This window comes from Mesorhizobium sp. M1329 (assembly GCF_040318035.1).
Lineage (GTDB): Bacteria > Pseudomonadota > Alphaproteobacteria > Rhizobiales > Rhizobiaceae > Mesorhizobium.
Genome location: NZ_JAMYLN010000034.1, coordinates 12,072 through 27,773, shown reverse-complemented (window position 1 = coordinate 27,773; position 15,702 = coordinate 12,072). Strand labels below are relative to the sequence as shown.

General features: G+C 60.8%; 16 protein-coding genes. 7 read left to right on the top strand and 9 right to left on the bottom strand.

What is annotated here, in order from left to right; translation table 11 throughout:
• Positions 1-340 precede the first annotated feature (340 nt).
• The gene (locus NKH21_RS26765) at positions 341-703 is read right to left on the bottom strand and encodes a hypothetical protein (RefSeq protein WP_352868600.1); all 363 of its coding nucleotides are present in this window, start codon (positions 701-703) and stop codon (positions 341-343) included.
• Between the two features lie 81 nt (positions 704-784).
• On the opposite strand from NKH21_RS26765, the gene NKH21_RS26760 reads away from it, so the two are divergent.
• From NKH21_RS26760 to NKH21_RS26745, 4 genes are all read left to right on the top strand, one after another.
• Entirely contained in the window at positions 785-1,363 is a 579-nt protein-coding gene (locus NKH21_RS26760; RefSeq protein WP_352868598.1) for a TetR/AcrR family transcriptional regulator, read from the top strand.
• 46 nt (positions 1,364-1,409) lie between these two features.
• Positions 1,410-2,714: a beta-ketoacyl-ACP synthase II gene (gene fabF / locus NKH21_RS26755; protein ID WP_352868596.1), complete on the top strand. Its 1,305-nt coding sequence runs from the start codon at positions 1,410-1,412 to the stop codon at positions 2,712-2,714.
• A 65-nt stretch (positions 2,715-2,779) separates the two neighbouring features.
• Positions 2,780-3,595, top strand: coding sequence for an oxidoreductase (locus NKH21_RS26750; protein ID WP_352868593.1), 816 nt, complete (start codon positions 2,780-2,782; stop codon positions 3,593-3,595).
• Positions 3,596-3,889: 294 nt separating this feature from the next.
• Positions 3,890-4,090 (top strand): hypothetical protein, encoded by a 201-nt coding sequence (locus NKH21_RS26745; protein WP_352493646.1) that lies wholly within the window; start codon positions 3,890-3,892, stop codon positions 4,088-4,090.
• Between the two features lie 27 nt (positions 4,091-4,117).
• On the opposite strand, the gene NKH21_RS26740 is transcribed toward NKH21_RS26745, so the two are convergent.
• The 5 genes from NKH21_RS26740 to NKH21_RS26720 all read right to left on the bottom strand — a co-directional run bounded on the left by NKH21_RS26740 (position 4,118) and on the right by NKH21_RS26720 (position 8,674).
• Entirely contained in the window at positions 4,118-4,747 is a 630-nt protein-coding gene (locus tag NKH21_RS26740; RefSeq protein WP_352868591.1) for a hypothetical protein, read from the bottom strand.
• The gene (locus NKH21_RS26735) at positions 4,747-5,622 is read right to left on the bottom strand and encodes a lanthanide ABC transporter permease protein PedC (RefSeq protein ID WP_352868588.1); all 876 of its coding nucleotides are present in this window, start codon (positions 5,620-5,622) and stop codon (positions 4,747-4,749) included. Before NKH21_RS26735 ends, NKH21_RS26740 begins: the two co-directional genes overlap by 1 nt.
• A complete protein-coding gene (locus NKH21_RS26730) occupies positions 5,619-6,407 on the bottom strand; it encodes a lanthanide ABC transporter ATP-binding protein PedB/LutE (protein WP_352868585.1) in 789 nt (262 codons plus the stop codon). Before NKH21_RS26730 ends, NKH21_RS26735 begins: the two co-directional genes overlap by 4 nt.
• Positions 6,408-6,505: 98 nt before the next feature.
• Entirely contained in the window at positions 6,506-7,477 is a 972-nt protein-coding gene (locus tag NKH21_RS26725; protein WP_352868582.1) for a YVTN family beta-propeller repeat protein, read from the bottom strand.
• Positions 7,478-7,498: 21 nt separating this feature from the next.
• Positions 7,499-8,674 (bottom strand): ABC transporter substrate-binding protein, encoded by a 1,176-nt coding sequence (locus NKH21_RS26720; RefSeq protein ID WP_502911918.1) that lies wholly within the window; start codon positions 8,672-8,674, stop codon positions 7,499-7,501.
• 329 nt (positions 8,675-9,003) lie between these two features.
• Between NKH21_RS26720 and NKH21_RS26715 the strand changes: the two genes are divergently transcribed.
• The 3 genes from NKH21_RS26715 to NKH21_RS26705 all read left to right on the top strand — a co-directional run bounded on the left by NKH21_RS26715 (position 9,004) and on the right by NKH21_RS26705 (position 11,856).
• The gene (locus NKH21_RS26715; RefSeq protein ID WP_352868577.1) at positions 9,004-10,131 is read left to right on the top strand and encodes an S-(hydroxymethyl)glutathione dehydrogenase/class III alcohol dehydrogenase; all 1,128 of its coding nucleotides are present in this window, start codon (positions 9,004-9,006) and stop codon (positions 10,129-10,131) included.
• Between the two features lie 71 nt (positions 10,132-10,202).
• The gene (gfa, locus tag NKH21_RS26710) at positions 10,203-10,772 is read left to right on the top strand and encodes an S-(hydroxymethyl)glutathione synthase (protein WP_352667921.1); all 570 of its coding nucleotides are present in this window, start codon (positions 10,203-10,205) and stop codon (positions 10,770-10,772) included.
• Positions 10,773-11,172: 400 nt separating this feature from the next.
• Positions 11,173-11,856, top strand: a complete 684-nt coding sequence (locus NKH21_RS26705) for a response regulator (protein ID WP_023679211.1) — start codon at positions 11,173-11,175, stop codon at positions 11,854-11,856.
• A 107-nt stretch (positions 11,857-11,963) separates the two neighbouring features.
• Here the strand turns inward: NKH21_RS26705 and NKH21_RS26700 are convergent, their stop codons facing one another.
• The 3 genes from NKH21_RS26700 to NKH21_RS26690 form a co-directional block, all read right to left on the bottom strand.
• Positions 11,964-12,647, bottom strand: a complete 684-nt coding sequence (locus NKH21_RS26700; protein ID WP_352868574.1) for a hypothetical protein — start codon at positions 12,645-12,647, stop codon at positions 11,964-11,966.
• Positions 12,648-12,825: 178 nt separating this feature from the next.
• Complete coding sequence (locus NKH21_RS26695) at positions 12,826-14,166, bottom strand: ATP-binding response regulator (protein ID WP_352868572.1); 1,341 nt, start codon at positions 14,164-14,166, stop codon at positions 12,826-12,828.
• A 10-nt stretch (positions 14,167-14,176) separates the two neighbouring features.
• Complete coding sequence (locus NKH21_RS26690) at positions 14,177-15,421, bottom strand: FIST N-terminal domain-containing protein (RefSeq protein ID WP_352868570.1); 1,245 nt, start codon at positions 15,419-15,421, stop codon at positions 14,177-14,179.
• Positions 15,422-15,702 lie beyond the last annotated feature (281 nt).

The following is a 15,702-nucleotide window of genomic DNA, read 5'->3' as shown; positions in this document are numbered from 1 at the left end:
ACCTCTCCTCCAAGCTTATTCGATGGCGTGATCGAGGGCACCGTGGCGCTCCGTCCGCTGATTTCTGATGGTGCTCGCCGCCATTGGGGAACGCAGGCGTTGATCCGGTGGAACCTTGCTGGTTTTTGTCCGGTGGCCGCTGCAGTCTCTAATACGGCTTTTGCCTGCTCCAGGCGCTCTCGAGAGGACCATCCGAACAGGACGCCCGCCAGCACAATGGCGGGTCTCCTTTTCATGCCCATCTCCTCATATCGAGTAGATCGCGTTCGACCTCTACGTCGGCCGCGCGGACGCGAGAGCCCACGGTCAGCAGCACGCAGATTGCGGTCTGCACGTCGGGTCAGCGTATTGTCGCGTCGGCTCGCCGAGCCATGTCAGTCTCGGTCGAGACCGTCACCTGCTCGCCGGACCTTGAGAACGCGTAAAGCGAGCCCTGGTGGCCCGGCATGGAAAAGGCCACGGAGTCGTCGTCGGCGAGACCCATGACGATGCGCAGCGGATCGCCCCCGGTCTTCGGCGCGAAGGTGGCGGTGACCTCCAGGAGGTCGCCGTCGACCGGGACGTAGTAGACCACCATGTCAAGGTGTCCCTCGTGCAGGCTGCCGCCCTCGATCGGGCGTCCGATGGTGGCTTCCTCGGCAAAAGCCGGGGTCGCAAGAAACAGCGCGGCCAGGAGCGATGCGCTCAGGGTTTTGCGGATCATTTTCGTATCTCCTTTTTAGATTGCGTTCGAACTCTATATAGGCTATAGATTACGAACGCAATCTAAAAAGAGAGGTCAACGATGCGCGTAACTCGTACTCAGGCCGCGGAAAACCGCGAAACCGTAATCAACGTGGCAAGCCGCCTTTTTCGGGAGCGCGGCTTTGACGGTATCGGCCTTAAAGATCTGATGAAGGCTGCCGGGCTGACCCAAGGCGCGTTTTACAAGCAGTTCGCATCCAAGGACGACCTGGCGGCGCAGGCGTCCAGGCGGGCGATGGAGAGCGCCACGCATCGATGGTCGGCCGCGACTGCGGCAAACCCCGATGATCCGCTTGGCGCGGTGATCGCGTTCTACCTCAGTATGGACCATCGCGGAGAAAAGATGGACGGCTGCCCGATCGTGGCGCTCGGCTCGGATGCCGCCAGACAGGGCAAGGACGTGAAAGCGCCGTTCGAAGCCGGGATCAAGGAGCATCTCGAGATCCTCGGCCGTTTCATTGCTGAGGCCAATGGCGGGGAGTTCGATGGCAAGGCCATGGCCATTCTCTCGACGATGGTCGGTTCGCTGATGTTATCGCGCGTCATCAACGATCCTGACCTCGCGCAGGCCTTTCTGGATGCGGCGGCCAATCAGGTTCGTGAATCAGCCGACGCTTGAACGGCGTGGCTGCGCCGGCGGCGCGCCCAAACTGATAGGAAAATAGATGCGACGGATTGTTGTTACGGGCATGGGTGCGGTCACGCCCCTTGCTGCCGATGTTGAAACGTCCTGGTCGCGTCTCCTGGCCGGCCGCTCGGGCATCCGGAGGCTTGCGGATGATGTGGTGGGCGACCTGCCGGCGAAGGTCGGCGGGGTAGTGCCCTCGACAGAAGAAGATCCGGACGCTGGTTTCAATCCGGAAGCCGTCCTTCCGCTGAAGGATCAGCGCAAGGTAGACCGGTTCATTGTCTTTGCGTTGGCGGCGGCACAAGAGGCGCTCGCCCAAGCAAGATGGGCTCCCGTCTCGGAAGCGGATCGCTTGCGCACGGCCACGATCATCGCCTCGGGCGTCGGCGGGTTCCCGGCCATAACCGAGGCGGTGCGCACGGTCGACCGGCGCGGCGTCCGCCGTCTGTCACCTTTTACGGTGCCGTCCTTCCTGGTGAACCTCGCGGCAGGCCACGTCTCGATCCGCTATGGCTTCAAAGGTCCGCTCGGTGCACCCGTGACGGCGTGCGCGGCCGGCATTCAGGCGATCGGCGATGCGGCTCGCCTAATCCGCGCCAACGAGGCCGATATTGCCGTGTGCGGCGGGACGGAAGCATGCATGAATCTTGTCAGCCTCGGTGGGTTTGCCGCGGCACGCTCTCTTTCGACTTCCTTTAATCACCGTCCTGATGAGGCCTCGCGACCGTTCGACAAGTCGCGCGACGGCTTCGTCATGGGCGAAGGAGCCGGCATGCTGGTCATCGAGGAATTGAGCCACGCGCTGGCGCGCGGCGCAAGACCGATGGCCGAGCTTGTCGGCTACGGCACGACGGCGGATGCTCATCACGTCACCTCCGGTCCCGAGGACGGCGACGGTGCGCGCCGGGCCATGGAGATCGCAATCGCCCAAGCAGGGATTTCGCCGCGCGAGGTTCGTCATCTCAATGCCCATGCGACCTCCACGCCGGTGGGCGACCTGGGTGAGATCGAAGCGATCAAGAGCGTGTTCGGGCGCGATTTCGCGATAGCTGTCAGTGCAACGAAATCGGCAACCGGACACCTGCTCGGAGCCGCCGGCGGGCTCGGGGCAATCTTCGCAATTCTGGCACTTAGGGATCAGATCGCACCGCCGACCCTCAATCTGAGCGCTCCCGATCCGGCCGGCGACGGGATCGACTTCGTCGCAAACCGGGCCCGGCCGGTGGCGATGGGCTATGCAATCTCCAATGGCTTCGGCTTCGGAGGCGTTAATGCCAGCGCGCTGTTCCGGCGCTGGACGGATGATCTGGCCGGCGCGAGCACCGGAGGCGCTCATGATTGACGCCTTTCGCTCCGACCTTTTCGTGCTCCCCACGCCAATTCAATACGAAGAAAGAAGTGACCTCCATGAACAAGACCAATCTAGGCGTCGCCCTGGTGACCGGGGCATCCAGCGGCATCGGGCACACAACGGCCAAAGCCCTGCAGAACGCGGGCTTTCGTGTGTTCGGAACCAGCCGTCGCGCGGTCGCCGACCGATCCGACGGCGTTACCATGCTGGCCTGCGACGTGACCGATGACACGTCCGTGGCGAAACTTGTCCAGGACGTGCTGGCCGAGACCGGGCGCATCGACCTGCTCGTAAACAATGCCGGCGTTGGCCTGCTTGGTGGCGCGGAGGAGTCCTCGATGGCCCAGGCCAAGTCATTATTTGACGTGAACGTCTTTGGCGTTATGCGCGTAACCAAAGCTGTGTTGCCGACAATGCGCCGTCAAGGCAAGGGCAGAATCGTCAATTTGAGTTCGGTGCAGGGGTTCATTCCAGCTCCCTATTTCGCGCTCTATTCGTCGACCAAACATGCCGTTGAGGGCTATTCCGAATCGCTCGACCACGAACTGCGTATTTTCGGAATTCGCGTCGTGTTGGTGGAGCCCGCCTATACCCGCACCTCATTTGAAGAAAATCTCGCCAGGCCGGACCAGTTGCTTGATATCTACGACTCTGCGCGCGCCGGCATGAATGCAGCTGTGCGGAAAGCGATGGAAAAAGGCGATGCGCCGGAAGTGGTAGCCAGGACCGTTTTGGCGGCTGCGACCGATCCCGCTCCGAAGAGGCGCTATGCGGCTGGAAAAATGGCGCGCCAGGTCAGTTTCCTGCGCCGTTTCGTCCCGGCATCCGCATTCGACAAAAGCCTGCGAAAGCAGAACGGGCTTCCGGTCTGAGGTCGACAACAATGATATTCCTGTTTCGGTCGAACCTATGGGAGCGCGCGTTCCAGGAGTTCACATTTTTGGCACTGGCACAGCCAGACGCGCATCTTCGATGCGCCAGCGTCCGCGACTTAGCCCTGCGGTCATTGGCGTTAGATTAGCGCCATGTTATATTGCGGCGCGAAAGAGCGGGGGCCACGTTCCTTTCACACCCGTAAGTGATCCGTATGTGCGACCCCTGCAGACTGGTCGGTATCACGGAAGCTCCCGGGCATGGGGTTCGGGATTCGATGGGGACAAGGGGTAATGCTCTACACGCTCGTTATGATGGTCTGCCTGACGGATGTGCCGCAGACCTGTGAACAACGCGAACAGATGGTGGACGGCCTGGCGATGAATCCCGGGACCGCCTTCATGCAGGCGCAATCGCTGGTAGCCCAGTGGATCGGGACGCATCCCGGTTATTTCGTTCAGCGCTGGCGCGTGCTGCCCGGCCGCGGATCGTGATATCCGCCGCGAAGATCGAATGAGGTTCTATTTCTTCGCGGCCAGCGTTTCCGAGACGACCTTGGACAATTGATAAAGCCGCTGCTCGATTATCGTCGGCACTTCACAGACGTAAGTCAGTGATTGGACGCGTTCATTGAAAATTCGCGTTGCGAATTTCAGCTGTTCGGTTCGCCGATCGATCTCTTCGGGATCCGCATCCGGCTTTGCCCGCAACGCGTCGACATCGGACGCTTCCTTGCGCAACGCGGCGGCCATTTCGAGCTGCTTGTGGGCGTAACGGGAAATACCGGAGATCACCTGCGAGCGCTCGGCGTCCATGTGATCGAACATGCCTTGCACCAGCATCGCCATTTTGGGTGCAAGTTGCTCGGCCGGCAAGGAAGCGGCGAAATCCCTGATCTTCTTTTGAGCTTCCGCAATCGGCATGCGGCGAGCTGCCAGCTCCTCGACCAAGGCGGAGATGGTGGGGTCCTTCGACCAGCCCTTCGCCACTGAAGGAAGGTCCGGTCCGGTCCAGATCTGGCCGAGCGAGAGTTGCGGTACCTTGCGCTGTATGCAGGGCCAGTCTGGATCGGGGTTGGCTGCCATGGCGTTGACGCCCGGCGCGAGCATCGCAACCAGAGCCAGGCCGCGAACGTGAATCATTCGCGCCATCAGGCATTTCCTCCCGTGTCCTGTTTGCGGGTCATCAGGCCGCGCGAAGGGTCGTAGGCGAGGATGGCGGCGGCAAGGAACAGCAGCGTGCAGCCGGCAACGACGCCCAGCGACAGCCAGTCAACCTGGCCGTAGAAGGCGAAGCGGATCAGTTCGACGGCGTAAGTAAACGGATTGGCGAGGCAGATCTTGTAGAGCAGGGGGCTAGCCTCCTGGATACGCCACAAGGGATAGAGTGCCGGAGAAGCGAAATAGCCAGGAAAGATGACGAAGTTCATGATGCCAGCGAAGTTTTCGAGCTGCTTGATCATCGAAGACAAAAGCATGCCGAGCGCGCACAGCATCATGCCTGAGAGGAACAGCGCCGGCAGTACGGTGAGATAGCCAAGCGGCGGCGCCTTGACGCCCCAGAACCAGGCAACGATCAGGAACGCGTAAACCTGCGCGATCGACACGGCGACACCGGCGAGCATCTTCGAGATCAGTAAAAACCAACGGGGGAAGGGGCTGACCAGCAGGGTGCGCATGTTGCCCATTTCGCGGTCATAGACCATCGACAGCGAAGACTGCATGCCCGAAAAGAGCAGAATCATGCCGCACAGGCCCGGCGTGATGTAGACCTCGTAGAGCACGTAGGTCTTGTAGGGCGGGATGATCGATACGCCGAGCACCTGGCGGAATCCGGCGGCAAAAATGAACAGCCAGACGAGCGGCCGAACCAGCGAGGATATGAAGCGCTCGCGCTGATGCAGGAAGCGCAGGCACTCCCGCACGACGATCCCTTTGAGGCAAATGAGGTAGTGGCGGAGCCCAAATTGTTCGAACTTCACCTGCGTGAGGGCGGCGACTTTTGCGGGCGTTGCGGGAGCGCTCATGGCGACATCTCCGCGATGCCGCTTGTCTCGATGCGGTTGAGCCTGGAAAAGGCGTCGCGGATCGAACTGGCACCGCTCGTCGCAACGACATCGGCCACCTTACCCTTGGCAACCAGGTCGCCCTGCCGCAGCACGACGACATGGTCGCCGTCTTCGACCTCATCGATCAGATGCGTCGCCCACAGCACGCCGATGCCCTCGGTTTCGACGAGTTTGCGGATGGTGGCCAGAATGCCCGCACGCGACTGGATGTCGAGTCCGACCGTCGCCTCGTCGAGCAGCAGCAGGGAAGGGCGGTGGAGCAGCGCCCGCGCGATCTCGATGCGCCGCATTTGCCCGCCGGAAAGACTGCGTGCCTTGTCATGCTGACGGCCCTGCATGTTGACTGTATCGAGCAGCGCGGCAATGCGCTGCCGGGCTTGGTGTCCGCCAATGCCATGCAGCGAGGCGTGGTAGGAGAGGTTCTGGTGGACGCTGAGGTCGAGGTCGAGCGTGCGTGCCTGGAACACGATGCCGACACGCCTGAGCGCTTCGCCCGAAGCGCGGCTGACGTCATGGCCGAAGATGCGGATCGATCCGCGGCGGGTGCCGTAAAGATGGCTGATCAGTGAGAACAAAGTTGTCTTGCCGGCGCCGTTGAGGCCGAGCAGAACGGTGAAAGTTCCCGGCGCGATGGAGAATGAGACGTCGTGGAGCGCCCGCTTCGGACCATAGGAATGGCTGATACCGGCAACATCGAGCGCCGCCACCTCCTCTCCAGGTCCGCCTGTCCTCACATGCTGCATGCGGCTGGCTCCTTCGGGGCGCGCTGGTTATCTAGTGCACTTGCAACAGCCCCGCGGCAAAGATTTGTCATGTCGGCCTCCCTGATAATCGATGCGGTCTAGTGGGGCGATATGGCCACGCCCCAAGGCTGCTGGCCCACGGTGATCGATTGAACCGGCTCGTCGGTCGCCGTGTCGATGAAGGTGATGTCGTTGGAATTGCCGTTGGTGGTGATCAGCGTCTTCTGATCGGGGGTGAAGTCGAGGTGCCAGACGCGCTGGCCGACCAGGATGTATTTTTCCACCTCGTAGGTTTCGGTGTTGATGACGGCGACGTGGTTCGCTGGCCCGAGCGCGACATAGGCTTTCTTGCCGTCGGCGCTGATCGCGATGCCGACCGGCTGGATGGTTTCGGGCCGCAGTCCCGCAATCGCGAACTGGATCTTCTTCACCACCTCGCGTTTGAGACTGTCGATGACGCTGACGGTGCCGCCGATTTCGGCACTGACCCAGATCTGTGATCCGTCGGGCTTGAATTGCGCAAAACGCGGACGCGTGTCGACCAGGACGTTGTCGGTCACCTCATGGCTGTCGGTGTCGATGAAATGCGCCATGCTGGTGGTTTCGGAGGTGTTGACCATGGTTTTGCCATCGGGACTGACGGCCATGCCTTCAGGCTCCACCCCAACGGGAATCTCGGTCATGACCTGCTTGCTCTCGATGTTGATCGCGGTGACGAGATTGTCGTCCTCGTTGGCGACGTAGAGCGTCTTGCCGTCGGGCGATAGCACGAACAGTTCGGGATCGGGGCCCGATGGCAGCGTGCCCACGATCTGCAGCGTCGCGGTATCGATGATTTCGATCATATCGTCGTCGCTGGCGCACAGATAGATGAACTTGCCGTCATGCGAGATGGTGATGCCGCGCGGCCTCTGGCCGACTTCGACGGTCTTGACCACCTGCATCGTCGCCGTGTCGACGACCGTTATCGTATTGTCTTTCTCGTTGGAGACATAAACGATGTAAGCCCACGCCGGATTGGCCATGAAGCCGGTTGCGAGAATGGCGAGTGCGCAAGCTCGTCTCTGCACGAAAATTCCTCCCGATTGGTTCTACTTAAGGACGCATTTCGTTTCCGGCTGATCGACGCCGAGCGTATCGAGCTCGGAGATTTGGTGGAGATAACCCTCCTGTGGCGATGTGGAGACCACCGATTTGGTGTCGCCGAGCAGGATTGGCTGGCGAAGCTGATGGTTCCACTTACGGAAGGTCAACTTCTGTCCCTTGAAGGCGGCGACCGAGAAATCATCCGAGCGGATGTAGTCGCTGATCTTCTTCGGATCGTCGCCATTGGTGCGCGTGCTGGCTTCGCCCACCGCCCGCACCGCCGTCCAGGCCGACATATCCTTGGACAGCATTCGCCGGCCGGTCGTCCTCAGGAAACGGCTTTGCATTTGAATGCCGCCCCATTGCTCGCTCGCGGGGTGCCAGGAGGATGCGACAAGACCGGCCGTGCCAGCGACCAGCCGCGGTGTCCAGGTGCGGTAGGGCACATAGGTTCCGAACACCTCGCTCTCATCGGCGACAAGCACCACGTCATGCTCCGGCAGATCCTGCGTGAACACGGAAATCTGCTGCTGTATCTGCGTGGCGCCGGTGTCGGTGCGGCGCGCCGTGCCAGTGTCTTTGAATTCCTTCTCGGCGACGATCTGACCGCCGAAGCGGGCCGCCGCGCGGCGCAACGCGGCCGCATATAGATGATCCCGCTCGTGCGAACCGTAGAGCAGCACCCAATTCGGCCATTTCTTTACCACGAGATACTGCGCCAGAGCGTCGGCCAGCATGCTTCGCGTCGGCGCCACATGGAAAATGTTTATGCGGCAGTCTTCCTCGCGCAGGCTGTCGTCAGTGGCGCCGACATTGAAGACCAAAACGCCCTTGTCACGGGCGATGTCGGCGATCGACAGCAATTGCTTGGCCGAGAGATCTGCGACAACATAGCGGTCACCTTTGGCAATCAGATCGTTGAACGCCTGAACCGCGTCGGCGTCCGGCTTGATCTCGGCTATGTCGAGGCTGAATTTCTGGCTGAGGAACTTTCCTGTCGTATTGTTATCGCCGATCGCCACATTGGCGCCGGCGACACCTTCGTCGCGTGGCGGCAGGTCCAGCAAGGAAAGCGCCAGTTGCGGCGCGTAGGCCCGCAAATAACCTATTCTGATTTCAGCTATCTTTCTTTCTGGCCTGTCGGTTGCGACCGGTTGGTTGCCCGTCGCTTCCTGGGCCATCACGTCCGCAACGTTGGCGGTCTGAAAAAATAAGCACAAAAAGGCCGCGAGAGTGCCTGGCACCGCGCTCGTCATCGATAAAACTGCCCATTCTTGCACTAAAGTCCGATTGTTCCCGGACCAGCGCGAATTCAAGGTGCCCACAATGAGCTTAGCGGACCCCACAAGATTTATCAAAGCCCTGCAAGTGGACTTGCGTATCTGCTTTAGTCCTATGGCTTTTCGCGGAGATACGGCGGTGAATGAGCGTGTTGCGGTCTTCGACTCCGAGATCATCCGCAGCAATGCCGGAATGTGAACTCTATGGGTTGTCTTGGGAGGATTGCCTGATGAAAACGCGCGCCGCTGTCGCCGTCGCCGCCGGAAAGCCGCTGGAGATCATGGAGGTCGACCTCGAGGGTCCCCGTGATGGCGAGGTGCTGGTCGAGGTCAAGGCAACCGGCATCTGCCACACCGACGAGTTCACGCTGTCGGGTGCCGACCCGGAAGGCCTGTTTCCGGCGATCCTCGGCCATGAAGGCGCCGGCATCGTCGTCGACGTCGGCAAGGGCGTCACCTCGGTCAGGAAGGGCGACCATGTCATCCCGCTCTATACGCCGGAATGCCGGCAGTGCCCGTCCTGCCTGTCGCGCAAGACCAACCTGTGCACCGCCATCCGCGCCACGCAGGGTCAGGGCTTGATGCCGGACGGCACCTCGCGCTTCTCGATCGGCAAGGACAAGCTGTTCCACTATATGGGCTGCTCGACCTTTTCCAACTTCACCGTGCTGCCCGAGATCGCGGTGGCCAAGGTCAATGCCGACGCCCCGTTCGACAAGATCTGCTACATCGGCTGCGGCGTCACCACCGGCATCGGTGCTGTGATCAACACGGCCAAGGTCGAGCAAGGCGCGACGGCCGTCGTCTTCGGCCTCGGCGGCATCGGCCTCAACGTCATCCAGGGCCTGCGCCTTGCCGGCGCCGACATGATCATCGGCGTCGACCTGAACAACGACAAGAAGGAATGGGGCGAGAAATTCGGCATGACGCATTTCGTCAATCCGAAGGAGATCGACGGCGATGTCGTGGCTCATCTCGTCAACATGACCAAGCGCGGCGCCGACCAGATCGGCGGCGCCGACTACACGTTCGACTGCACCGGCAACACCAAAGTCATGCGGCAGGCGCTTGAATCGTCGCACCGCGGCTGGGGCAAGTCGGTCATCATCGGCGTTGCCGGCGCCGGCCAGGAGATCTCGACGCGGCCGTTCCAGCTGGTCACCGGCCGCACCTGGATGGGCACCGCCTTCGGCGGCGCGCGCGGCCGCACCGACGTGCCGAAGATCGTCGACTGGTACATGGCCGGCAAGATCGAAATCGATCCGATGATCACCCACACGCTGAAACTCGAGGACATCAACAAGGGTTTTGACCTGATGCATGAAGGCAAGTCGATCAGGAGCGTGGTGGTTTACTGAGGAGGAGAAAGCCGCCGGCTAACCAGCCAGCGGCCGAAAAATGCAGATGTTCAAAACGGGAGGAGACAAAAATGCCGGAAAAACTGCATCCTAAAATCGACAATGGACTGCCACGGGAAAAGCCCGATTTTGCCGGCGGCACGCTGGTCTGCGCCTGCACCAGCAACCCGGTCAAGGTGAAGGTCAAGGGCCAGATCGCCCACAACCATGCCTGCGGCTGCACCAAATGCTGGAAGCCGGAAGGCGCATTGTTCTCGGTCGTGGCGGTTGCCGCTACAAACGACGTGACGGTGACCGAAAACGGCGACAAGCTGAAGGTGGTCGATCCGGGCGCGCTGATCCTGCGCCATGCCTGCACCGGCTGCGGCGTCCACATGCACGGCCCGGTCGAGCGCGACCACGCTTTCAAGGGGCTGTCCTTCATCCATCCCGAACGCTTCCAGGAAGACGGCTGGTCGCCGCCGGGCTTCACCGCTTTTGTTTCCTCGATCATTGAATCCGGTGTCGATCCGAGCCGCATGGACGGCATAAGATCACAGCTGAAGTCGATCGGGCTCGAACCTTATGATTGCCTCAATCCCGGCCTGATGGACTATATCGCCACCTGGACGGCGAAGAGATCCGGCGCGTTGCCGGCCTAACGACTGATCAGACACTATCCTTGGGGCCGGACGAAATCGCCCGGTCCCACGCGTTGGAACGAACGCAGGCGAGCGCGTAGACGGACACGCTTCGCAGGTCATTGCCGACGTGCTGTCAGCCTCGGGGGCGTTGGGCTCAACGGGAATACGCTGAAATTGGTCCAACCGGATCGTGTAATTTCAACATCAGCGACTGCGATCAGTTGGTTCTGGCTTGGCGCGGCCCAGATCGGCCGATTTGGGCCACCGGGCAAGGCATTGCATTAGAACGGCCACATCTGCCGCGTGGCGCCGCGGAAATCATGGGCACATTCTGCTTTGGCCAGCCAAGATGGCAATGTACTATTTGCCAATAAGCTGGCCATGGTTGCAGGACTATTCTAGGCCAGACCAAACCGAAATGAAGCTGATGACCGATCGCGCCAGGTTCCTGATCATCGACGACCATCCGCTGTTTCGCGAGGCGCTGCACAGCGCCGTCCAGATGGCCTACCCGGAGGTTGACACGGTGGAAGCGCGCTCGATTGCCGAGGCGCTCGAGCTTCTGACGGATGCCAAGCCGTTCGACCTGGCGCTGCTCGATCTCAGTATGCCCGACGTGCATGGGTTTGACGGGCTGCTGCAGCTCAGGACGCGTTATCCGCGCCTGCCGGTGGTCATCGTCTCCGGCTATGAGGAACCGAAGATCATTTCCGAGGCGCTGTCCTACGGTGCGGCCGGCTTCATCCCGAAATCGGCGCGCAAGAGCGACCTTGCCGCCGCCATCCGCTCGGTGATGGAAGGCGCGATCTATGTTCCCGAGACTTATGAAGGCCGGCCGCGCGACGCCGACAGCACCGACCGCGCCGAGATGGTGCAGCGCCTGGCTACGCTGACGCCGCAGCAGCTCAAGGTGCTGCAGATGCTGCGCCAGGGCCTGCTCAACAAGCAGATCGCCTATGAGCTGCAGGTCGGCGAGACCACCGTCAAGGCGCATGTCTCCGAAATTCTGCGCAAGCTCAACGTCTACAGCCGCACACAGGCGGTGATCGAGGTCTCGAAGCTGGACAATGCGGAGTTGTTTAGGGATCCGGCGGGGTTTTGAGGCGCAGGAGAGGCTTTGGGCGAACATGCAAGAAGTGCACTGTCACCGTAATTGGTAATTTAAGATGAGCAATGCGGTCCAGTAACATCAGGCGAAAATCTGCGTGCCTATATTTTCGTCAAAAACACAGCACCAAGATAAAATATCCCCGATTTTTCATAAAAATGAAGACTAATTCCATCGTGTAGGTGAATACCACGATCAGAATTGCTGTCAAAGGTTCTATCGTAGTTGAATCCAACTGAATTAGTCATCAAGTATTCCATAACGCTGCTCATTCGCATCAGTTTTTTGGAAATCCGTTCGCTATCATGTTTTGGTAGCCTGATTTCGCCTTTACTCGTTTTTCCAGGATATAAGCCGAAGTAACGAACCGTCTTCAATTCGTTTGTCTCGTCCAGTCCGACCTCGAGGTCGTCGAAGCACATTATGTTCTCACCCTTGTCCCAAAAAGGGTCGGGACCAAGCGCTCGATTGATGGGTTCCGGCACTGACGTTTCATCAAGTTGGTACACAGCCTCTCCTCGAAGAATGCGCCAGAAGGGAGACGTATGGTATCCAGCCGTTTGTTTATTGCCGTTGGTCATTGTTTCGTTGGCCACCCCTTCGTTGCCCTTCCGTTCACCCAGAATTACGGTGACACCCATTGGCCGGCCCCTCGTCAAGGGCGCGCGGAACTTTTTTGGCGGCGTCAGCCGCCAATTGCATCTTTCCTTCCTTCCCTTTAGCGGCAGGTTTTGAACTGCACCCGTTTCCTCGCGCTTGGCTGCGAGAACGATCGCGCCAGACACCCATAAGGATCAAGCATTGGTTGGGCCTTGCGGCTTTCCCATGCCCTGGCGGCTCAGCCGCCCCAGAAGAACGTTGGTTCCGCGCCGCGTCCATAGCAGGTTCTTAATCGTCTCTTCGGACATGAGTCGAACCATCTGTTTTGCCACCTCCCGATGCTAGGAAAGTCCGCGCGATTTCCTAAGCCAGCAGATGCGCCAGCAGCGCCCGCAATTGCGCCGGCTTCAACGGTTTGCGCATCAGCTCGATGCCGGCGGCGCGGGCGGCGTTGGCGATTGTCTCCGAACCATCGGCGGTGACGATCAGCGCCGGCACCGCGCGGCCGAGATAATCACGGACCTCGGCGATTGTGGTGGTGCCGAGGTCGCCGGCGTCGAGATGCTGGTCGGCTATGACAATATCTGGCAACCAGTCGGTATCGCCAAGCAGGTCGAGCGCGTCACCGGTCGAGGTGGCGGGGCGCACCAGGCACTGCCAGCGCTCGAGCAGGGAGGTCATCGCCTGCAACACCTCGATGTCGTTTTCGACCAGCAGCACCCTTGTGCCGAACAGACCGTAGCCGCGCGGCCGCTCCATGTCGACCGTGCTGGCGATTGGATCGGCCGTGTCGCCGATCCCGACCGGAACGTCGATATGGAAAATCGTGCCATGTCCGACCTTCGACGAAAACGTGACGGGATGGCCGAGTGCCGCGGCGATGCGGCGCACGATGGCTAGCCCCAACCCCAGCCCGCCGGCGGCAAGCCCGGCATCCGTCGGGATCACGCCGCGATGGAATTCCTCGAACACCGCCTCGCGCTGGTCGTCGGGGATGCCGCAGCCGGTATCGGCGACGTCGATGCGGATCGTGTCGCCGCGATGCCTGGTGCCGACCAACACGCCACCGGAGCGGGTATAGCGCAGCGCATTGGAAAGGATGTTCTGCAGGATGCGGCGCAGCAAGGTGCGATCCGAGCGGACCAGCGCGTTGACCGGCCGGAACTTCAGCGTCAGCCCCTTCATTTCGGCGACTGGCTGAAAATCCGAGCGCAGAGACGAAAACAGCGTCTCCAGGCTGACATCGGTGATGTCGGGCTGCACGACGCCGGCATCGAGCTTAGAAATGTCGAGCAAGGTACGGAGCAGGTCCTCCATCGTCTCCAGCGATCGCTCGACCTGGCGGACCAGGTTTCTGCCTTCGTTGCTGGTCTGTACTTCGGCAAGCGCCGAGACCGACAGATGCGCGGCGTTCAACGGCTGCAGCACGTCATGGCTGGCGGCCGCCAGGAACCTGGTCTTGGACAGGTTCGCCAGCTCGGCGTTTTCCTTGGCCGCGTTCAAGTCGATGTTCGACTGCTCCAGCCGGCGCAAGGTCGAATGCAGCTCTTCGGTGCGGCTGCGCACCCGGCTCTCGAGCGAAATGGCGGTCTGGAACAGCGAAAAGGCATTGCCTTGCTGGTCCATGGAACGCTCGACGCGGCTGATCAGCGCGGCGTTTATTTTCTTCAGCCTTTCCAGGTCGTCGATGTTCCTGAGCGGCATCCCGGATTTCCTACTCCGCCGCTTCGGCCGCATTGCGTTCACCGAAGGCGATGCCGGTGAAGGTCTGGTTCAGATGCATCGAACGGTACTGTTCGCCATAGGTGCCGAAGCCGAGGACGTTGTTGACCTTGTAGAGTTCCGAAATCTCGCGATAGACCTGCCGATTGCGCGCGTCGAGCCGGCGCAGCACGCAGTCGAAACCGAGGATCAGGTCGATGCCGCCAAGCCTTTCGCTGACGTCGCTGAGAGCGGCGCGGGTCGCCTCGACCATGTCCTTGGGCTGGGCGACGGCAAGCACGACACCATCGTCGATGGCGCAGAAGAACGACAGCGAGCCGTCCGCGTGCATCTTCTGGATTGAACGGCAGTAAAATTCGCCGCCGACTTTCACCACCACTGGGTGCGAGGCAAAACTCAGTGGCGTCAGCATCTGCGCGACGACGCCGACCGAGGCGGCATATTCCTCGGCGGCAATGGTGGCGTTGAATTCGCGCACGATGCGGTGGTCGGGATCGGATGCCGTCACCACCAGCTTCTCGTCGGTGGGAACGAAATTGTCGGTCTTGAACACGTGGAAAGGAATTTCCGTGGTGATCAGCACGATGATGGCGCTGTCGGAGGTCACTTTGCCGTTCGAGATCAGCCGTGTTGTCTCGAATTTCAAATCATCGCCAGCCGACCCGCCGATCAGTGGGATGTCGTCGAGCCCCCAATGGATGGCGGAGGTCACCGCTTCTTCGGCATACGACAGCCCGTCGATCAAGCAGAGCGCGAAAGTGGTGTCGGCCCGCTCGTGCCCGAGGCGCTCGCGTAACGAACGCCTCAGCGCCTCGACTTCGCCGGTAATCCCGTCCATGCCTGATGACGACAGATTTTCGACCATGGTGCTGGCTGCCGAAAACGATACGGAGGGAAGCAGCATCGCCAGGATCTGACCTTCCTCCAGCCCCTTGGGCGTTATCTCACCGGCCGTCGAGCAGCCGGCATAGTGGAGCGCCGGCGCGTGGGTGTTCAGCGCTTCCGACAGGGCGACGGCCTCTATTAGACTCTGCGAGAAAAACAGGAGGGCAAACCCGGCGTCGATGGCCACTGCTTCCGCTGCCACCGCCCGGGCGAACGCATCCGCGTCAGATTCGTCGGTGGTGAGCACCGAAAGGCCGCATGCATAGCGCGTCCGTGACTTGGCCAGCGGCTTCCTCCTCCATTTCCTCCGACGCTTTTTTGTGCGCGTCTGGCGCGCCGGCGTCGAGGTCATTGTTGTCTTGAAGCGGCGCTTTGGCAATGAGCCAACATGATGGATTTGAAGTTTCTGCCGTTTGACGGCTTCCGCGCGATGGCCCCGTTGGGGGAGCCGCAGGCGCGCTCGGCCGAAACTGTCTAGCAGTTGGTCTGAGATCGGTTGGGTCGCGGCCAATTTCCGCCTGCCGCGCTTCAAGCTGTTGCAAGACATTCAAATTTGAGCTTCCGCACTCATGCTTTGTCGAGAGTATCTCCGTAGGTTTTAGCCGTTCTGAATCGCCGTCGGCGACGATGACG